This window comes from Streptomyces sp. rh34 (assembly GCF_002551245.1).
In the GTDB taxonomy this organism is placed as follows: domain Bacteria; phylum Actinomycetota; class Actinomycetes; order Streptomycetales; family Streptomycetaceae; genus Streptomyces.
This window is the reverse complement of the sequence record NZ_NTGZ01000063.1, coordinates 1-19,379: the sequence shown is the minus strand read 5'-3', so window position 1 is coordinate 19,379 and position 19,379 is coordinate 1. Positions and strand designations below refer to the sequence as shown.

Genomic DNA, 19,379 nt, shown 5'->3' with positions numbered 1-19,379 from the left:
TACTGGCAGGGATGGAATGGTTCACCGCGGACGGCTACTGGCTCAGTCGGCTGATCTTCCAGCGGGCTCTGGCCGTGGTCTATCTGGTCGCCTTCCTCACCGCCGCGCTCCAGTTCCGGGCGCTGATCGGCGAGCGCGGCATGCTGCCCGTTCCCGAACTGCTGCGGCGCACCCCCTGGCGCGCCGCTCCGGGGCTCTTCCGGCTGCACTACTCGGACCGCTTCTTCGCCGTCGTCGCCTGGAGCGGCTGCGCCGTCTCGGTGGCCCTGATCGCCGGTCTCGACGGGCTGCTGCCACTGTGGGGCGGCATGCTGCTCTGGGCGCTGCCATGGGTGCTGTATCTGTCGATCGTCCAGGTGGGGCAGGTCTGGTACGGATTCGGCTGGGAGTCACTGCTGCTGGAGACGGGGTTCCTGGCGGTCTTCCTCGGCACCGGGGACACGGCCGCGCCGGTGCTGGTGCTGTGGCTGCTGCGGTGGCTGCTGTTCAGGGTGGAGTTCGGCGCGGGGCTGATCAAGATGCGCGGGGACGCGTGCTGGCGGGAGCTGACGTGCCTGGACTTCCACCACGAGACCCAGCCGATGCCGGGGCCGCTGAGCTGGTTCTTCCACCATCTGCCCAGGCCGGTGCACCGGATCGAGGTCGCCGCCAACCATCTCACCCAGCTACTGGTCCCCTTCCTGCTGTTCACCCCGCAGCCGGTGGCGAGTGCGGCGGCCGGTCTGATGGTCCTCACCCAGCTCTGGCTGGTCCTGTCGGGCAACTTCGCCTGGCTGAACTGGCTCACCATCACGCTGGCGCTCTCGGCGATCGACTGGACTCCCCTGGCCGGGCCGCCGCCGGCGCAGGCCGCCGCGCCCCTCTGGTACGAGGCGGTCGTCGTCGCGGTCACCGCCCTGGTGCTGGTGCTCAGCTACCGCCCGGTGCGCAATCTGCTCTCGCGGCGGCAGGCGATGAACCGGTCCTACGATCCGCTGCACCTGGTCAACACCTACGGGGCGTTCGGTTCCATCAGCCGGATGCGGCTGGAGGTCGTGGTGGAGGGCAGCGCCGATCCGGTGGCGCGTGCGGGGACCGAGTGGCGGGAGTACGGCTTCCGCGGCAAGCCGGGCGATCCGCGGCGGCTGCCGCGCCTGTATGCCCCGTACCATCTGCGGCTCGACTGGATGATGTGGTTCGCGGCGCTCTCCCCCGCGTACGCCCGCCCCTGGTTCGGGCCCTTCGCCGAGCGACTGCTCGACGGCGACCGGGACACGCTCCGACTGCTCGGGCACAACCCGTTCCCCGACGGGCCGCCCCGGCAGGTGCGCGCCCGGGTGTTCCGCTACCGGTTCACCGGGCTCCGGGAACTGCGGGCCACGGGATGCTGGTGGCACCGCACCTACGTCCGGGAGTTCCTGCGGCCCGTCTCCCGGCCGCTGCCGCCGGGGCGGGAGAGCGGGGAGACGGGCCGCGGGACGCGCTGAGCGGTCAGCCGATGCCTCAGTCGATACCGGGCAGGATGTGCGGCTCGGCGAGGTCGTCCTCGTATCCGGCGAGCCGGATCGGGGCCGATCTGGCCCAGACCTCGATGTTCCGCAGCTTCTCGGGGCGGCCGGGCCGCCCCGGGTTCCGTTCGGCAGGGCGCATTTCGCGCTCGGTCAGTTCCGGTGTCGTCACCGCGCACTCCTTCGTGTCGCGTCGCCCGGGGCCCGCCGCCGCTCCGGCGATGCCGGGGCGCGACCGCCCCGCGCGGGGCAGGGGTTGGTAAACGTCGGTCGCGGTGGCGCCGGTGTGGGGCGGAACAGCGGCCGGGTTTCCGGCCATGTCCCAGGACGGTCGGGGAACCTTCGTGGGCTCCTCGATGGCGTCCGTTCGCCTCAGCGTAACCAAATGAGCGTCCCTGCGCTCGATAGAACGTGTGCAGTAGGTCACTTTCGGCCACCGGGTACAGCGAAAACCCGGCCCAGGGACCATCCTGAGCCGGGTTCTCGGCCGTCGCGCGGAGACCGCCGGGCCGGTTGAGCCGTTCGGGCTACCAGTTGGCGGGGGCGTAGTCCTTGAGGAAGCAGCCGTAGAGGGCCTCCCCGCCCTCACCGCGCACGATCGGGTCGTAGACCCGGGCCGCGCCGTCGACCAGGTCGAGGGGCGCGTGGAAACCCTCCTCGGCGAGGCGCATCTTGTCCGGGTGCGGGCGCTCGTCCGTGATCCAGCCGGTGTCCACGGCCGTCATCAGGATGCCGTCCTTCTCGAACATCTCCTGGGCGCTGGTGCGTGTCAGCATGTTGAGCGCGGCCTTGGCCATGTTGGTGTGCGGGTGCCCGGCGCCCTTGTAGCCCCGGCTGAAGACGCCCTCCATCGCCGAGACGTTCACGACGTACGCGTGGGCCGCGGAGGTCGCGGCCATCGCCGGGCGCAGCCGGCTGATGAGGATGAACGGCGCGGTGGAGTTGCAGAGCTGGACCTCGAGGAGCTCGATCGGCTCGACCTCCTCCACCGTCTGGATCCAGCTGTTGCTGTCGTGCAGGTCCGGGACGAGGCCTCCCGCGTCGATCGCGGTGCCCGCGGCGATCCGGGCCGGCGAGGCGGAGCCGGTGACCAGGGCGAGGTCCGTGACGTCCTGGGCGCTCAGGCTCTCCTTGCGGGCGGCGGGCAGGGCGGCGACCCGGTCGACCGTGCCGCTGCCGAAGGTACCGATGACCTCGGCGACGGGCAGTTCGCCCGCGGGCAGCGGGGCCGACTCGGCGTTGACCAGCTCGCTGTAGGCCCCCGGGGAGCGGCGCACGGTCTGGGCCGCGTTGTTGATCAGGATGTCCAGCGGGCCCTCGGCAGCGACCGAGTCGGCCAGCGCGACGACCTGGGCCGGGTCGCGCAGGTCGATGCCGACGATCTTCAGCCGGTGGATCCACTCCTCGCTGTCCTCCATCGCCTTGAAGCGGCGGATCGCGTCGTTGGGGAAGCGAGTGGTGATGGTGGTGTGCGCGCCGTCGCGCAGCAGCCGCAGCGCGATGTACATGCCAATCTTCGCCCGGCCGCCGGTGAGCAGCGCCCGGCGTCCGGTCAGGTCGGTGCGGGCATCGCGGCGGGAGCGGTTCTCCTTGGCGCACGACTGGCAGAGCTGGTGGTAGAACGCGTCGACCTCGACGTATCGCGTCTTGCAGATGTAGCAGGACCGGGGCCGCTGGAGGATGCCCGCGATCTCGGCCTGGGCGGAGGAGGAGGGCAGCACGCCCTGCGTCTCGTCGTCGATGCGCTCGGCCGAGCCGGTCGCCGTGGCCTCGGTGACGGCCCGGTCGTGGGCGGTCTTCGCCGCGCGGCGCTCCTGGCGGCGGCGCTGCTTCACCGTGCGGTAGATCCCGGCGGTGGCCCGGCGGACGGCGATGGCGTCCGGGTGGTCCACCTCGATCCGGTCGAGCTCGTCGAGCACGCTCAGGCAGACGGCCAGCCGCTCCGGGTCGATCCCGGGACCGAACTCCTCGATTCCGGGAGCGAGCTCCGGGCTGTTCTCTGTCACCGTCATTGCCGTTCCTCTGTCATCTTCTCGCCGCGGATCGTGGATCACCGCAGGCCGAAACACCCCGCCCAAGTTTGCCATGCGCGGGCCACTGCTCTGTTCGAGCGGCGTACGGGAGGCGTAAGGCCTCGCGCACGAGCGGGCTCCGGCGGAGAAGGCCCAGGAGGCGTCCTCGGTCAGGAGCCGCCGGAAAGAAGTCGGAAAAGAAACGGAAGAGGGACGCATGACTTCGCGAGGACCGGGCAAGCGATCGTCCGACACATTGGGCAGCAGGAGGGTGAGACCATGACGGCGATGTCAGTGCGAGCCACCGGAACGACGCCGCTGAGCGACGGCCAGGCCGGTGCGCGGACAGCGGACGTCACCGGAGAGCTGCCCTGGGTCGAGGACGCCGGAAAGGTCGCCCCGCAGGACGCACGGGCCCTGTCGAAGATCTTCTTCGACCGGCTCCAGCTCCTGGAGGAGGGCACCCACGAGCACCAGTACGCGCGCAACACCCTGATCGAGATGAACCTCTCCCTGGTGCGCTTCGCCGCCTCCCGGTTCCGCAACCGCGGCGGCGACGACACGGAGGACATCATCCAGGTCGGCACGATCGGCCTGATCAAGGCGATCGACCGCTTCGACCTGTCCCGCGAGGTCGAGTTCGCCACCTTCGCCGTGCCCTACATCGTCGGGGAGATCAAGCGCTTCTTCCGCGACACCACCTGGTCGGTACATGTGCCGCGGCGGCTCCAGGAGCTGCGGGTGGACCTCGCCAAGGCGAAGGAGCAGCTCTCCGCGGAGCTCGACCGCGACCCCACCGTCAAGGAGCTGGCCACCCACCTCGACCTCCCCGAGGAGGAGATCATCGAGGGGCTCGTGGCGGCCAACGGCTACTCGGCCGGCTCACTCGACACTCCCTCCGCGGACAGCGACTCCGGCCAGGAGCAGCGGGCGTACGCCGATGTCCTCGGGGAGACGGATCCGGCGATGGAGACCGTCGAGAACCTGCACACCCTGGCCCCGCTGCTGGACCGGCTCGACGACCGGGAGCGCCGGATCGTGCAGATGCGGTTCGGGGCGGAGATGACCCAGTCGCAGATCGGCGCGGAGCTGGGTGTGTCCCAGATGCATGTGTCGCGACTGCTCAGCAGGATCGTCCAGCAGCTGCGCAAGGGGATGAGCGTCGAGGCATGAGTCCGAGGGGCCCCTCGCTCGCATATGCTTCCTGACGATCAGGCCGGACGAACCGCGCCGTCGGACGAGGAGGTGGAGGGTTGACCGAGTCGCCCATCGGTACTGCGCCGATTCCTGTGGGCATCTCCGGAATTCCCTCCCAGCAGGTCGGGGCCTCGCACCACCCCGAGGGCCCGCTGTGGAGTCTGAACGCGTCGATCCTGCTCGTGGAGGACGACGCGGGGGATGCGCTGCTCGTCGAGGAGATGCTCACCGACAGCGAGCTGGACTCCGCCCTCACCTGGTGCAAGACCCTGGCCGAGGCGCGCGCCTTCCTGCGCGCGGCCACCACCCCGGTGTGCGTGCTCCTGGACCTGCATCTCCCCGACGTCCACGGCCTGGACGCCGTGCGCCAGATTCTGGAGTCCGACAGCGACGCCGCGATCGTCGTCCTCACCGGACTGGAGGAGTCCGGCACCGGGCTCCGCGCGGTCGCGGGGGGCGCCCAGGACTACCTGGTCAAGGGCCGTCTGAACCCGGAGGTGCTCTCGCGCGCGGTCCGCTACGCCCTGCAGCGCAAGGAAGTGGAACGGGCCGCCGCCGCGCTGCGCGCCAACCGGCTGATCGCCCAGGAGAACGCCCGGCTGGAGCGCGGGCTGCTGCCCGTCCCCCTGCTGCGGGACGACCGCTTCAGGGCGCGCGCCCGTTATGAGCCGGGGCGGGTCCACGGGCTGCTGAGCGGTGACTTCTACGACGTCGTGCAGACCTCGGACGGCACGGTCCACGCGGTGATCGGCGATGTCTCCGGGCACGGCGCCGCGGAGGCCGCACTCGGTGTGTGTCTGCGGGTGGCCTGGCGTACCGCCGTGCTGTGCGGTACGTCGCACCCGGAGCAGATAGCCCTGCTGGAGGAGATCCTGGTCGCCGAGCGCTCGGACTCGCACGTGTTCGCCACCGTCACCTCGCTGGCGTTCCCTCCCGGGCAAGGGCACGCACAGGTCCTGCGGGCCGGTCATCCCGGCCTGCTGCTGCGTGAGGGCACGGACGTGACCTGGGTCGAGCCCGAGGGCGGCATGGCGCTCGGGCTGCTGCCCGGGGCCGGCCGGTGGCCGACGGTCGACATCCCGCTGCCGCCCGGTGCGGGTCTCGTTCTCTTCACGGACGGGCTCTTCGAGGGGCGCGACGGACCCGACAGCCGCCTCGGTGAGGAAGGGCTGCTCGCGATGGCACGGGCCAACGGGCATCTGCCGGCCCGCTCGTTCGTCGACGCCCTGGTCGCGGGGGCCGCGGAGGGGGCCGCCCCCTATGGCGGGCTCGCGGACGATGTGGCCGTTCTGCATCTGGGCTGGGGATCGGAATCCGATGAGCGGTGACATGACGAAGAAACCGGCACCGGGCGGCCTCGCCGCGCGGCTGTCCGTGCAGAACTGGGTCCATCTCATACTCGGCGGATTCATCGTGGTGGTCTGCTCCTGTCTGGTGATCGGCGGGCTCGTGATGGCCCGGATCTCCGACCGCACGACCGAGCTGGTGGACCGCATCCAGCCCGCCAGATCCGCGTCCTACCAGCTCCAGAACGCCCTCCTCGACCAGGAGACCGGGATCAGGGGATTCGCGTTGACCGGCGATGACTCCTTCCTCGAACCCTATGAGGCGGGGAAGGCCGCCGAACAGGAGCGCCTCGCGCAGGTCCGGCGCCTGGTGGGCCCCGGCAGCCGGTTCGCCGACGACCTCGACGCCATCGCCTCCGCCGCCGAGAAGTGGCGGCGGAGCAAGGCCGAGCCGCTGATGGCGACGGTCCGGGAGCAGGGGCCGAGCGAGGCCGCCACCTCCGCGCAGTTGCAGCGCAGCAAGGCGGACTTCGACCAGCTGCGGCGGGCGTACGGCGCCCAGCAGGGGCATCTCGCCGAGGCCCGCGACCAGGCGCGCGCCGATCTCGACTCGGCGCGCACCACCCGCGATCGGGTGCTGATCGCGCTGGTCACCGTCTTCGTGCTGACCGTGGCGGCGCTGAGCCTGCTGCTCCACCGGGTGGTGGGTGTCCCGCTGAACCGGCTGCGCGACGCCTCCGACCGTGTCCGGTCGCAGGCCTTCGGAACGCGGATCGAGATCAAGGGGCCGTCCGACGTCCAGGCCGTGGCCTGGGCGGTGGAGGACATGCGGCGGCGACTGGCCGACGAACTGGCCGAGGCGCAGGACCGCGAGGCCCTGCTCGCGGAGCAGACGGAGGAGCTGCGCCGTTCCAATTCGGAGCTGGAGCAGTTCGCGTACGTCGCCTCGCACGACCTTCAGGAGCCGCTGCGCAAGGTCGCCTCCTTCTGCCAGCTCCTGGAGAAGCGGTACGGCGAGGAACTCGACGAGCGGGGCAAGCAGTACATCGCCTTCGCGGTGGACGGCGCCAAGCGGATGCAGGTCCTCATCAACGACCTGCTGACGTTCTCGCGGGTGGGCCGGGTGCACGAGAGCTGGAAGCCGGTCGAGCTGGACCGGGCCCTGGACCGGGCCCTGGGCAATCTGACCCTCGCGGTCGAGGAGTCGGGGACGGTGATCGAGCGGCCGGAGTCCCTGCCCGAACTGCTCGGGGACCCGACCGCGCTCACGATGGTCTGGCAGAACCTCGTCGGCAACGCGGTGAAGTTCCGCCGGGCGGGCGTCCCGTGCCGGATCTCGGTCGACTGCGTACGGGAGGACGAGGACTGGCACCTGACGGTGTCGGACAACGGGATCGGGATCGCGCCCGAGTTCGCGGACAAGGTGTTCGTCATCTTCCAGCGGTTGCACGCGCGTGACGAGTACGAGGGCACGGGCATCGGCCTCGCGCTCTGCCGGAAGATCATCGAGTTCCACGGTGGCCGGATCTGGTTGGAACCCGAACCGGGCGAAGGCACTCGCATCCACTTCACCCTGCCCGTGGCGCCCGAGGCGCCCACGCACACCACGGCGGAGCTGCTCGCTCCCGCCCTGCTCACCAGTCAGCCGGGAGATCCTTCGTGAACACCCCTGTCCAGCCCATCGAGGTCCTGCTCGTCGAGGACGACCCCGGCGACGAGTTGATGACCCGTGAGGCCTTCGAGGACAACAAGATCCGCAACACCCTGCACGTCGTGCGCGACGGGCAGGAGGCGCTGGACTTCCTCTACCGGCGCGGCGAGTACACCGAGGCCCCCCGCCCGGATCTGGTGCTGCTGGACCTGAACCTGCCCAAGTACGACGGCCGGCAGGTGCTGGAACAGATCAAGGGCGACCCGGAACTCGCCCTCATCCCCGTGGTCGTGCTCACCACGTCCTCCGCCGAGGAGGACATCCTGCGCAGCTACAAGCTCCACGCCAACGCGTACGTGACGAAGCCGGTGGACCTCGATCAGTTCATCGCGGCGGTGCGCCAGATCGACGAGTTCTTCGTGACCGTGGTGCGGCTGCCCGGACGTGCGTAGGATCGTTCCGGATCTCCTGGAGTGGGATCGTTCGCCAGGGGTAGACGCATGGCGGAAAAGGTCTCCGACCTCACTGCGGCGCCCTGGCTGGAGCACATGAACGAACAGGTCACCTCCCCACCGGAAGATCCGGGTCAGGGGCTGGCTCCCGCCGAGGTACTGCTCAGCGCCGAGGTCTTCGACGGCGAGCCGGGCTGCATCGCGCTGGCCCGTGCGCTCGCCGACCGCTTCCTGACGAGACTCGCGGTGGAATGCCTCGCCCCGATCGGCGATCACACGCGCAGCGACCTGATGCTGGCCGTGAGCGAGCTGGTCACCAACGCCGACCGCTACAGCCACGGTCCCTATCTCCTGGAACTGGAGGGGAACGCGCAGCTCATCAGCGTCACGGTGTACGACAGCAGCACCGCGATGCCCGTGCTGTACGCCCCCGACCCGTCCCGCCTCGGCGGTCACGGCATGGAGATCGTGGTGGCCCTGTGCGACCGGCTCACGGCCGAGCGGGTGCCGGTGGGCAAGCGGATCCGGGCGGAGTTCCAGCTCAGCACCTGAGCCCGGCCGGCACCCCGCCCGCGGTCCGTCCGGGTCCCCGCCCGTGCGGCGCGGCGGGCTCCCCGTCAGGCGTCGAGCACGGCGGTGGCCTCGACCTCCACCAGGTGGTCGGGGACGTCCAGGGCCGCGACGCCCACCAGGGTGCCGGGCGCTTCGGGCGTGGTCCCCAGTCTCACGGCGGCCCGGGACACGCCCTCCAGGAACGCGGGCATCTTCTCGGGTGTCCAGTCCACGACGTACACGGTCAGCTTCGCCACGTCGTCGAAGGTGCCGCCGACCGCGGCGAGGGCCGTACCGATGTTGACGTACGCCTGCTCGACCTGCGCGGCGAGGTCACCCGCACCGACCGTGGCGCCCTCCGCGTCCCAGGCGACCTGCCCGGCGACGAAGACCAGCTTCGATCCGGTCGCGACCGCTACCTGCTGGTAGGCGCCGATCTCCGGCAGCCCGCTCGGGTTCACCAGGGTGATGGCCATGTCGCCCGCCTCCTCGTCCTGGGGGCAGCGCCCCCTCTTCTCCACCGGGCCGGTCGGCTCCGGTCACTTGTGGTTACTCGGGAACCGTAGGAGAGTGGCCGCTGACATGGAAGAACGCACTTTTCGGTGACGGGGGAACCTGATGGTGACCAAGCAGTTCAGCGGGTCGCCCGAAGACGCGGATCTGCGACGCGCGGACTCGCTCGCGCGGGAGATCTTCTCCGACGTCGCCAACAAGTGGGCGCTCCTGATCATCGAGGCCCTGGGCGGGGGCACCCTCCGCTTCACCGAGCTGCGGGGCGAGGTCGAGGGCATCAGCCACAAGATGCTCACCCAGAACCTGCGGATGCTGGAGCGCTACGGACTGGTCGAGCGGCGGGTGCACCCCACCGTGCCCCCGCGGGTCGAGTACACGCTCACCGAGCCGGGGCAGGGCCTGCGCCGGACGGTCCATGTGATGTGCGACTGGACCCATGAGCACATCGGCCACATCGAGGCCTCCCGCCGCGCCTTCGACGCCTGAGAGGCACGGCGCGCCCGTGGCGTCACGACCGGCTCAGCCCTCGTCGTCCGGCCGGCCGAACCAGTCCAGGCACAGCACCAGCGCGTCGTCGAGCGTCTCCGTGCCCCGGTACTCCGCCAGTTCGCCGAGCATCGCGCGCGGGACGGTGGCGGCCGGAAGCAGCCGGGTCGACTGGATGGCACGAGCCAGCGCGCGTTCCCCGTACGCCTCTCCCAGCGGGGACACCGCCTCGTAGACGCCGTCGCTGAGCAGCAGCAGCCGGTCGCCGGGCTCCACCTGGAACTCCTGGACCGTGTACTGCGACTCCTCGAACATGCCGAGCGGCAGCTGCGCCTCCAGCTCGATCCGACGGACCTCCCGGCCACGCTGCATCCACAGCTGCGGCGATCCCGCGTCGACGACGCCGACACGGCCGGTCGCCAGCTCGAAGCGGAGCAGCAGGGTGGAGACGTGGGACGCACCGCGGTGCTGGTCGTAGAGGGCCTGGTCGGCGAGGGCCGCCTGGTCGGCGATGCCGATGCCGGCCCGGCGGGCGTTGCGCAGGGCGTTGACGGCGAGATTGGTGAGGAGGGAGGCCTGTATGCCCTCGCCCATGCCATTGGTCACCGCGAGGGTCAGCTCGTCGGCGTCGGCGGCCCAGTCGAAGTTGTCGCCGTGGATGGCGTACGCGGGCTCCAGCTGGGCCCCGATCGCGAACTCGGCGGCGGTGCACGCGCGGGCGGGCAGCAGTTGCCACTGCATCTCGGCGGCGAGGGTGAGGCGGGTGGTGCGCCGGGCGCGCTGGTACAGGTCGGTGTCCCGTTCGGCGACGAGGATCTCGTGGCCCAGCAGGTCGGCCATGTGGGTGAGCTCGCCGACCAGCTCCGGGGTGGACAGCGCCTGGGGCAGCCGGACGGTGAGGATGCCGAGCCGTTCGCCCCGTACGGTCACGGGCAGATGGTGGTCGACGGCGTCGTCGTGCCGGACCTGCTGTTCGCGGGGCTCCTGGCTGCCGAACGCCCGGCCCTCGGGGCTGTTGTGGAGGGACAGCGGCTCGTTCTCGTCGTCGGGCCGGTCCAGGGACTTGAGGACCCGCAGACCGTAGTCGGCGAGGTGCAGCTCCACCGCGAGAGCCCCGTAGACACTGCTGAGCTCGGCGCGCAGGGTGGCCAGCAGGGCGTGCGGCGCGGCGGCCCGTACCGCGGCCTCGATGTCCGTTCGTCTGTTCACGGTCTCTCGCGCATTCTTCGTCCTGCGACGTGGTAGGGGCCGGGGCAGGGCTGACAAGCAGGCCCGACGGGTGACACAGTGGCTGAATGCCCCACCGAGGATTTCGCCCGAGCAGTCGCGAACAGGCGTCCGCCGACGCCGTCGCCGCCTCGGAGCTGCTGGAGGTGCTGTGGGGCCGGGGCCAGGAATCGGCGGCTTCGGGAACCGTATCGCCCTCCCAGCTTCGGGCCCTGCTCGTGATCGAGAAGCAGGAAGGCACCAATCTGCGGGCGCTGGGCGAAGCCCTGGGCTCGCGCGCTCCCTCCGTCAGCAGGCTCTGCGACCGGATGGAGGCGATGGGGCTCGTCCTGCGGGCGCCCAGCCCGACCAGTCGGCGCGAAGTGGAACTGCGGCTGAGTATGCGCGGCCGCACCCTTCTCGAAGAATACCGGGCCCTGCGCGCCGGCGAACTGAACGCCGTGCTGGAGCGCATGGATCCCGCCGCCCTCGCCGCCCTCGCCGAGGGGCTCGCGGCCTTCCACGCCGCCGCTTCGGAGCGCCTTTCCCCGCGAAGGGATACGGCCGCCCCTCCACTCCGCGATGATGTCGCCGACAGCGCCTAGCCTCATCCAGCCCCTGCTTCCGCATCCATCGGCTCTCCGCCCTCGGCTCTCCGTTTTCACCTACCCGGCCGAGCGACCGTCGGGGATCAGATTGTTACCCGCTGGAGAATGTTGTCAAATGGCAACTGTTACTTCTATCGTTACCCGTACCCGCCGCGACCAGGGACGGAACCACGCCGACCTGTCCGGCAGAACGGCTCTCCACCCCCTTCCGACCCGCCTGAGGTGCCTTCCGTGCTTTCATCGCCCAACGAAGACAGAGCCGTCAGAATCACCACCCGGCAGGAACGGGACGCATCGGTCCTCACCGTCTCGGGTGATCTCGATATCGACAGCGTCGCCCCGTTGGGACTCGCCCTGACCTCCGCGGCCGACGACGGCTCCGGCCCGGTCGTCGTGGATCTCTCCGGCGTCGGCTTCGCGGACTCGACGACGGTGAACGTGCTCCTCCAGGGACACACCGCCCTGGGCGACCGGCTGCGGCTGGCCGCCCCGTCCCCGTTCATGCGCCGCCTCATCGAGATGATCGGCCTCGACACCGCTCTGCCCGTCCTGCCGTCCGTGGACGACGCCATCGACGCCGTACTGCCTTCCTGACGTGCCCGGGTCAGGGGCGGCGGGACGGCTACCGCCCCGCCGCCCCCGACCCGGGCACCCGGTCGAACACGCAGTCCCCGCACAGCCCGCCGCCCGGGCAGCGCCAGTACAGGCAGCAGCTGCGCCGCCGGAACGCCGGGCCGTGCGGGGCCCCGGTGTGGCGCAGCGTCTCGTCGTCGAAGAGCTCGGCCGCCAGCGCGCGGGCCCGTCCGGCCACGTCAGGCCGGTCGTGGGCGCGCGCGAAGGCGACGAGTTCGCGTACGGCTCCGGCGAGCGCGGACCCCGCGTTGCCCCGCAGCAGCTGCGGGGAGATGGCGCCGTCGCGCCGGAACGCCTCGGACAGCGGGTCCAGATGCCCGTACTGGACCTCCTCGCGGATCCGGGCCGCCGTGCCGGGCAGCTCGGTCGTCCCCGCGAGCCACAGGTCGTCCGGCGAGGTGGCCGCCGGGTCCCAGTGGAGGGCGCCGGGCGTCAGGGCGGGGATCCGCCCGAAGAGAGCGGCCGGGCCCAGCGCGAGGGACCAGAGCCGGGCGGCCAGCCCGAGATGGGCGATGGAGGCGGCGACCCTGCGCTCGGGGGCCGCGAGGCGGGCCGCGACCTTGTCGACACGCGCGGCGAGAGGACCGTCGTCCCCCGCGTACAACTCCTCCAGCGGCCGGTGCCCACCGCCCGGCACCGGGGTGGTCCGCAGCGCGAAGAATCCCCCGACCGACGCCAGTAGCACCAGGTCCATGCCTGCTCCCCCTCGGTTCGTTCCCGTCCCGCCTCCGGACCGCTTTCGTGACCGGCCGCACGGACACCGGCGGTGCCGCCGTCGCGGCTCACCGTATCCGCCGGGCGGTAACTTCTGACGCCTGAGGGTGAGAGGACTACCGTCGGGAGGAGGACGTCGGGCCGACGGGCGTACTACTGGGGCAGTAGGCCGAAGTGCAGTCTCAAGGACGACGACGTGGGGCCCCGGACGGGACATCGTGGTGTACATGAGTTCCCTTGCGTTGTCCGTGCTCCTGTCACTGATCTCCGCGGTCGCCTACGCGGCCGGGGCGATCATCCAGGAACGCGTGGCCGCGACCGATGACAACTCCTGGCACGCCCTGCTGCGCAACGGCGTGTGGTGGGTCGCCGTCCTCCTCAACGGGACCGGTGCGGTCCTGCACGTGGTGGCGCTCGCCTACGGCCCGCTCAGCCTGGTCCAGCCGCTCGGCGCGCTGACGATCGTCTTCGCCCTCCCGATGGCGGCTCTGTTCGTCGGGCGGAGGGCCGGGGCGACGGCCTGGCGCGGCGCCCTGATGGCGACGGCCGGACTCGGGGGACTGCTGGCGCTCACGGGGAACGCCGAGCCGCACACCCTGAACGGTCCCGAACAGGTTCTGCTGGCCTCACTGACGTTCGGGGCCGTCGGCGCGCTCGTCGTGCTCGCCCGTACGCTGCGCCGGCCGGCCCTGCGCAGCATCGTCCTGGCCACGGGCGCGGGCGCGGCGTTCGGCATGGCCTCGGTGTTCACCAAGACCGTGGCCGTGGAGTGGACGTCCGGGTCGCTGCGCTCGGGCGCGCTGCCGCTGCTGGTGATCGCCGGGCTCGCGGCGGCGGGCCTGTTCCTGTCCCAGGCCGCCTACCGGGGCGCGGGCCTCACGGCTCCGCTCGCGACGGTGACGGTGGTCAACCCGGTGGTGGCCGCCGCGATCGGCATCACACTGTTCGGCGAGCACTTCCGCCACGGCCTCCCGGGCACCGTCCTGGCCCTCTCCTGCGGGGTCCTGGCCGCCGGCGGTCTGATCATGTTGACGCGGGAGCGGCTGAGCACGGAGCGCGCCCAGGGGCCGCTCGGGGCTCCCGAGGCGGTGGCTCCCGGCGCGCGGGGCGCCGACCCGGCCGTGGGTTCCGGTTCGGCGGACGTGGTCCCCGCATCGGAGAAGGCCGAGGAGGGGCGCCCCTCGCCGTCACCGGTCGTGCCGGAACCCGCGGCGGGGCGGCTGCCCGTGGCGCACGTGGCGTCGCCCCTGCCGCCGGGACAGGCGGTGCCGCAGGTGGAGTTCGGCGCTCCGGGCCCGCTCACGGAGCAGCGGCGGCGCGGCGGAGCCACCCTGCGGCGCCCGCGCTCCGAGCGGACGGTCAGACCCTGACGCCGCCTGCCCGGAGGTAGGCGAGCGGGTCGACGTCCGAGCCGTAGCCGGGGCCCGTACGGATCTCGAAGTGCAGGTGCGGCCCTGTGCTGTTGCCCGTGGAGCCGGAGCGGGCGATGCGCTGGCCGCCGGATACCGACTGACCCGCGCGCACGTGGAGCGCGGAGAGGTGGGCGTACTGGCTGTACTTTCCGTCGTTGTGCCGGATGACGACCTCGTAGCCGTACGCTCCGGCCCAGCCGGCCGAGACGACGCGGCCCGGAGCCACCGACTTCACCGATGTCCCGGTGGGCACGGGGAAGTCCACCCCGGTGTGATAGCCGCTGGACCAGCCTCCGGCCTGCCGGTAGGGAGTGCCGGTGCCGGCCGACACCGGGGCGCTGAAGCCGGAGTGCTTCACGGCGCGCTCCGGAGCGGAACGCTCCTTCTGGGGAGCGGCCTTCTTCGGCGCTTCCTTCTTCGGCGCCTCCCTCTTCGGGGCTTCCTTCTTCGGCGCCCGCTGTTCGGGGGCTTCCTTCTTGGGCGCCGTCTTCGCGGGTGCTTCCTTCTTGGGTTCGGCCTTGCGCTGATCCGCCTTCTTCGCCTCGGGCGTCGCCGCCGGGGGCTTCGGGGCCGCCCTCCGCGCGGGCTGTCCGAAACTCTTCCCCTCCCCCGCCTTCGCCGCCCGGCTCCGGTCGAGGCTCAGCCGCTGCCCGGGGAGGATCAGGTCCGGGTCGTCCCCGACGACGGCGCGGTTGGCCGCGTAGAGGCCCTGCCAGCCGCCGCGCACCCGCTGGGCGGACGCGATCCCGGAGAGGGAGTCGCCGCTCGCGACGGTGTACGAGTCGCGCTTGCCCGGCACGTGGGTGGGCGTCGCCTCGGCGGGACGGGTCTGCGGCTGCCGGGGCGGCGCGCTCTGAGGCGCCGCGGCCCGGACGGGCCTGCTTCCCGCGCTCTGTGTGTCGGTCCCCGCCTCCGGGGCGGCCCCGGGCGCGTCCCCGCCACGGGTGAGCCCCGCCCGTACGGAACAGGTGGGCCAGGCGCCGGGGCCCTGGCCGTCCAGCACCTTCTCGGCGACGTCGATCTGCTGGTCCCGGGTGGCGAGGTCGGCGCGCGGCGCGTACCGCGTGCCGCCGAAGGCCGCCCAGGTGGAGCCGCTGAACTGCAGGCCGCCGTAATGGCCGTTGCCCGTGTTGACGGTCCAATCGCCGCTGGACTCACAGGCGGCGACCTTCTCCCAGACCTCGACCGGTGCGGCCCCCGCCGACGCCGCGGTGATCAGAGGGAGCGCCAGGCCCGCGCCGCCCGCCGTCACCGTGAGCGAGGCTCGGTTGATCCGGCTCGGCTGGTATCTGCGGTGCCGTCCGTTCGCGGCCATACGTGGCTCCCCCACTGGCTTCGGGTCATCTCGCAAGGGGCAACGTAGGTCCGTACGGTGACTGATCACAAGCAAAACGTGATACTCGGCCACCCGCGGCCGGTCCATGGCCGGATTCCGATCTCCGCCCGCTCGGCCCGCTCGGCCCGCGACAGCTTCCGCTCCCCGGACCGATGGAGAGCGCTCTCCACGCATGCTGTGAAGGCGCTCAGGACGGATGACGCGCCAGCTGCTGGACCGACTGGCCCGGCCGGACGGCCCGGTGACCTCCGTGATCTTCGAACCGGGGCCGGTGGTACGGGGCTCGGCCCAGACACCCCCCGGGGCTCCTCTGCGACACGCCCGCGCGACGGGGTGCTAACGTGCCGACCCGGCCGCTCAACCGGTCACCGTGGAAGAGGAGTTGCGCGGGTCACGCCGCGAGACGGGTGAGCCCATGCGCGCGGAGAACGACGCGGAGCCGGAACAGCCGGAGCACCCGGAGCTGGGCGCTCATCGCCGTACCTACCGCCCGGTGCGCAGGAAGCCCTCCGCGTACGCGCTGTTGCTGCTGGCCCTGACCCCCTTCGCGGTCCTCTCCTACCTCCTGACGCTCCTCCTCGGTGCGATCTTCGGCTGGAGCGGCTCCGTCGCGCCGGCAGTGCTCGGCGGGGTGGCGCTGCTGGGACCCTTCGCCGTACGGGTGCTGTGGTACCGGCGGCACACGAGGGTGGAGTTCCGCCGTTACGAGAAGGGCCTCGTCGCGGTCGCCGCCGGCGGCCGGGAAGTGGTCTACCCCTGGCAGTCCACAGCGGTCTTCTCGGACGGCTGGGACCGCCTCAAGCTGTCCACTCCCGAGGGAACGGTCGTCACCCTGGGACCGACGGACCGCAGACCCGCGCTCGGTGGGGAGAGGATCAGGGGTTTGCGCACCCGCACGGTGATCCGGGGCGCCCAGGTCCCCCAGGACGAGGAGTGGGATCCGGCGATCCTGCACGGCGTCCGGAACGCGCAGCTGGCCCCGGCCACCGATACGGCTCTCAACGGGGGCGAAGTCGCTTTCGGGGATCTCGTGCTGAGCCGGGACGGACTGACCGTGCGGCGTAGGCGTGGCCGGGACGACTTCACGACCTGGGAGGACGTCCGCTCCCTCGGCCTCTCGCCGGAGGGGCTCCTCATGGTCTCCTCCCGCGGCAGCGACTTCCCGACTCACTTCATGAGGTACCGGTACCGGATACCCAATCTGGACATCTTCCTCGAGCTCGCCCGTCGGCTGCACGGACGCGCGGCGCGGGCCGCACCCGTTCCGGCACCGCCGGCACCGGAAACACGGCCCGCTCCGGGCCTGCCTGCTCCCGGCCTGCCTGCTCCGGAAGCACCGACACCGGACACACCCGTTCCGGGCACACCGCCCCCGGACACGTCGGCTCCGGCCCCTCCCCCTCCGGCAAGCGCCCGTGATGACGAGCTGCTGGACCTCCTGGCCCGGTACCTCACCTTCGGGATCGGCCTGTGGGCGGCCTGGCGCCTCGGTACCCGGGAGGAGATCGACGGGCTGGGGGCCGCGCTCCTCGCTGCCGTCAGGGCGGTCCTCGGCGGAGTCGGTGGGGCGCTGGTCGGCCTGCTCGTCGTGACCGCCGTCACGGCCGTGTGGAAGGTCGGGGGCGAGATCCTCGTCGAATCCGCGATCCGCTGGTTCCGGCACCGCCGGTACATCGCCTCGGCCGCCCTGTCCCTGAGCCTCGTCGGTGCGCCCACGGCGCTGCTGTTCGTCCTCTTCCGCGCCTTTCCGTCCCGGCTGATCCCGCTGGCAGTGCTGCTCTTCTTCGGCGGCTCCGCCCTGCTGCTCCTGCTGCCGCGGTGCGTACGGTCGGAGCGCCCGGCCGTACGTCACCTTCCGCATCTGCCCGGACTCCTCCTCGTCGTGCTCGCCTGTGAGCAGCTGGTCTCCGGCGACGTACTGACCGCCGCGCCGGCCGCCGGGCTCTTCTTCCCGCTCGCGCTCTGGCTCTCCTGGCGCGGCTGGCGGTGGATGAAGGACTCACCGCGCCTGACGGTGCGGGCGGCGGCCGACGTGGTCCTGTCCGTGGAACTCGGCCTGGTGCTGACGCTGCTCATGGTCTGGCTGGCCAACGTCCTGTCGTTCACCCCGCCCCAGGTCACTGTGGTGCTCGCGGTGGTGGAGAAGGTCCAAGGGCTGACCGAGGTGCACTGGCTGTACTGGATGGCGGCCTACACCGTGCTGGCCGTCGGCAGTTACGTCCTCCTGCGCCGGCCGAGTCTCGTCGCGCGGGTCAGGCGGCTGCGCCCCGCGCGGTTCGGCGAGTCCCGGCTGCCGCTGGGCCTCACCGCCAACTTCTTCCAACGATCCCTCTCCGGCATCAACATCGGCATCATGGTCGCGCTGATCTTCCTCGTCGTCGTGGCTCCGGTGTCCGAAGGCGCGTGGAAACGGCCCGTGGACGAGCGGTACGCACTGGAGGTGCAGCGCCGGGAGTACGCCGAGGGCGCGGCGGCCGCGTACAAGGAGATCCACCAGGAGGTCGTGGCGCACCCCCGGGCCGCCGCTCGTATCGGCGACGTGATCATCGCCGCGCACCGGATCGCTCCTTCCCCTCCCGGAGAGCCCGTGAACCGGGCCGCGTTGGACACCGCCCGGCAAGCCGGACGCTTCCAGGCCGGGACGCTGGATGTCGACGCCCCCGCGCCACAGGCGGACCCGGCCCCGGAGGGCGACGACCTCGACGCGCGGCTCGGGCAGCTCGACGAGAGCCGGCAGCGGCGCGCGGAGCGGGAGGAGCAGACCGACCGGTTCGCCGAGCTCGCCTCGCTCGCGATCACCCGCGCTCTGGACACCCTCGACCTGGGGGACAACCAGGCCGTGCAGCTGGTCAAGGAGTACCTCGGCGGGCTGGTGGAGGACGGCCCGGTGAAGACGGCCTTCCACCGCTGGGGCGAGGGCGTCGGGCAGCCTCCGCCCGAGGGGGGCCGTCTCGTGCGCATAGACGTCCCCCGTCTGACCGCGGTGGCCTACGAGCGCACCGCGGCAGCGGTCCAGCGGGCGGACGCGGGCCTGCTCACCTTCTACGGGCGGTTCGGCATCGGCGTTCCCGCCGAGGACTCCTCGCCGGCCCCCGCCGTCGAGCTGGCGAACCAGCACCGGTACCTCCGACAGGGGACCGGTCCCTGCGCGGGCTGCGCCGCCCCCGCGTCGGGCGGGAGCGGCACGGGAGGCATCGGCACGACGGGAGGCGGCGGGCGGCGCTGAGCGGAAGCCGCAGGACCTGCCCCGCCCCGGCCGGACCCGCGCCCCGTTGGCCCGTCGCTTCCTCGGCGTGCGCCAGGATGTCCCCATGAGCGCCGCTGTGCTTCCTCCACCCCGCGTCCGGGTCGCCGCCTATGTGATCCGGCGTCACCCCTGCCCCGCCCTGCTGGTGTTCGACCATCTGGACTTCCCCGAGGCCGGCACCCAGGTTCCGGCGGGGGGCGTCGCGCCGGGTGAGGATCCGGAGCGGGCCGTCCTGCGTGAGGTCGCCGAGGAGACCGGGCTGACCGGGGCCCGTGTCGTCCGGCGGATCACGGTGGACGAGCGGCCCCATCCCGAGACCGGGCAGCCCCGGCTGACCACCTTTCTCCTGCTCGACGCCCCGCCGGACGGGCCGTCGGCGTGGGAGCACCGGGTCCGCGGCGACGGGTCCGACGCGGGGATGCGGTTCGCCTGCCGGTTCGCGCGGCTTCCCCTGGAGCGCCCGCTGGCCGACGCCCAGGACGCGTGGCTCGGCATGGTGGACCCGCGCTGGATCACGTCGGGCGGCGCGGCCGGGCGCCCCGGCCCCGCGCGGGACACGGCCCGCTGAGGCGCGTCTGTCTCTTATA

18 protein-coding genes are annotated in these 19,379 nt (G+C 71.9%); 12 read left to right on the top strand and 6 right to left on the bottom strand.

Annotated features, from left to right (window positions below; all coding sequences use genetic code 11):
- Positions 1–11 precede the first annotated feature (11 nt).
- Positions 12–1,466: a lipase maturation factor family protein gene (locus CR470_RS14695; protein WP_097868038.1), complete on the top strand. Its 1,455-nt coding sequence runs from the start codon at positions 12–14 to the stop codon at positions 1,464–1,466.
- Positions 1,467–1,482: 16 nt separating this feature from the next.
- Here CR470_RS14695 and CR470_RS14690 read toward each other — a convergent pair whose 3' ends face one another.
- Both CR470_RS14690 and CR470_RS14685 read right to left on the bottom strand, forming a co-directional pair.
- A complete protein-coding gene (locus tag CR470_RS14690; RefSeq protein WP_097868037.1) occupies positions 1,483–1,806 on the bottom strand; it encodes a hypothetical protein in 324 nt (107 codons plus the stop codon).
- Positions 1,807–2,014: 208 nt separating this feature from the next.
- Positions 2,015–3,499 (bottom strand): SDR family NAD(P)-dependent oxidoreductase, encoded by a 1,485-nt coding sequence (locus CR470_RS14685; RefSeq protein ID WP_097868036.1) that lies wholly within the window; start codon positions 3,497–3,499, stop codon positions 2,015–2,017.
- A gap of 279 nt (positions 3,500–3,778) precedes the next feature.
- Between CR470_RS14685 and CR470_RS14680 the strand changes: the two genes are divergently transcribed.
- From CR470_RS14680 to CR470_RS14660, 5 genes are all read left to right on the top strand, one after another.
- Complete coding sequence (locus CR470_RS14680; RefSeq protein WP_097868035.1) at positions 3,779–4,672, top strand: RNA polymerase sigma factor SigF; 894 nt, start codon at positions 3,779–3,781, stop codon at positions 4,670–4,672.
- A 116-nt stretch (positions 4,673–4,788) separates the two neighbouring features.
- Positions 4,789–6,024, top strand: a complete 1,236-nt coding sequence (locus tag CR470_RS14675; protein WP_257138659.1) for a PP2C family protein-serine/threonine phosphatase — start codon at positions 4,789–4,791, stop codon at positions 6,022–6,024.
- Position 6,025: 1 nt separating this feature from the next.
- Positions 6,026–7,645 carry a sensor histidine kinase gene (locus CR470_RS14670; protein ID WP_097868033.1) on the top strand — a complete coding sequence of 540 codons (1,620 nt, stop codon included), beginning with the start codon at positions 6,026–6,028 and terminating at the stop codon, positions 7,643–7,645.
- Positions 7,642–8,085 carry a response regulator gene (locus CR470_RS14665; protein ID WP_018955676.1) on the top strand — a complete coding sequence of 148 codons (444 nt, stop codon included), beginning with the start codon at positions 7,642–7,644 and terminating at the stop codon, positions 8,083–8,085. Before CR470_RS14670 ends, CR470_RS14665 begins: the two co-directional genes overlap by 4 nt.
- Positions 8,086–8,181: 96 nt before the next feature.
- Positions 8,182–8,637, top strand: a complete 456-nt coding sequence (locus tag CR470_RS14660; protein WP_097868052.1) for an ATP-binding protein — start codon at positions 8,182–8,184, stop codon at positions 8,635–8,637.
- Between the two features lie 65 nt (positions 8,638–8,702).
- Here CR470_RS14660 and CR470_RS14655 read toward each other — a convergent pair whose 3' ends face one another.
- Positions 8,703–9,113 (bottom strand): RidA family protein, encoded by a 411-nt coding sequence (locus CR470_RS14655; protein WP_097868051.1) that lies wholly within the window; start codon positions 9,111–9,113, stop codon positions 8,703–8,705.
- Between the two features lie 142 nt (positions 9,114–9,255).
- Here CR470_RS14655 and CR470_RS14650 point away from each other — a divergent pair, with 142 nt between their 5' ends.
- On the top strand, positions 9,256–9,636 hold the full coding sequence (locus CR470_RS14650) for a winged helix-turn-helix transcriptional regulator (protein WP_097868032.1): 381 nt from the start codon (positions 9,256–9,258) through the stop codon (positions 9,634–9,636).
- 33 nt (positions 9,637–9,669) lie between these two features.
- Here CR470_RS14650 and CR470_RS14645 read toward each other — a convergent pair whose 3' ends face one another.
- Complete coding sequence (locus tag CR470_RS14645) at positions 9,670–10,845, bottom strand: PP2C family protein-serine/threonine phosphatase (protein ID WP_097868031.1); 1,176 nt, start codon at positions 10,843–10,845, stop codon at positions 9,670–9,672.
- 86 nt (positions 10,846–10,931) lie between these two features.
- On the opposite strand from CR470_RS14645, the gene CR470_RS14640 reads away from it, so the two are divergent.
- On the top strand, positions 10,932–11,447 hold the full coding sequence (locus CR470_RS14640; protein WP_097868030.1) for a MarR family winged helix-turn-helix transcriptional regulator: 516 nt from the start codon (positions 10,932–10,934) through the stop codon (positions 11,445–11,447).
- A gap of 234 nt (positions 11,448–11,681) precedes the next feature.
- Positions 11,682–12,044 (top strand): STAS domain-containing protein, encoded by a 363-nt coding sequence (locus tag CR470_RS14635; protein WP_097868029.1) that lies wholly within the window; start codon positions 11,682–11,684, stop codon positions 12,042–12,044.
- Between the two features lie 28 nt (positions 12,045–12,072).
- Here CR470_RS14635 and CR470_RS14630 read toward each other — a convergent pair whose 3' ends face one another.
- Positions 12,073–12,777, bottom strand: coding sequence for a (2Fe-2S)-binding protein (locus CR470_RS14630; RefSeq protein ID WP_097868028.1), 705 nt, complete (start codon positions 12,775–12,777; stop codon positions 12,073–12,075).
- A gap of 247 nt (positions 12,778–13,024) precedes the next feature.
- Here CR470_RS14630 and CR470_RS14625 point away from each other — a divergent pair, with 247 nt between their 5' ends.
- Complete coding sequence (locus CR470_RS14625) at positions 13,025–14,167, top strand: DMT family transporter (RefSeq protein WP_257138655.1); 1,143 nt, start codon at positions 13,025–13,027, stop codon at positions 14,165–14,167.
- Here the strand turns inward: CR470_RS14625 and CR470_RS41480 are convergent.
- On the bottom strand, positions 14,157–15,524 hold the full coding sequence (locus tag CR470_RS41480; protein ID WP_097868027.1) for a transglycosylase family protein: 1,368 nt from the start codon (positions 15,522–15,524) through the stop codon (positions 14,157–14,159). The genes CR470_RS14625 and CR470_RS41480 overlap by 11 nt on opposite strands.
- 436 nt (positions 15,525–15,960) lie before the next feature.
- Between CR470_RS41480 and CR470_RS14615 the strand changes: the two genes are divergently transcribed.
- A complete protein-coding gene (locus CR470_RS14615; protein ID WP_097868026.1) occupies positions 15,961–18,771 on the top strand; it encodes a hypothetical protein in 2,811 nt (936 codons plus the stop codon).
- Between the two features lie 85 nt (positions 18,772–18,856).
- Entirely contained in the window at positions 18,857–19,360 is a 504-nt protein-coding gene (locus CR470_RS14610) for an NUDIX hydrolase (RefSeq protein ID WP_097868025.1), read from the top strand.
- Positions 19,361–19,379 lie beyond the last annotated feature (19 nt).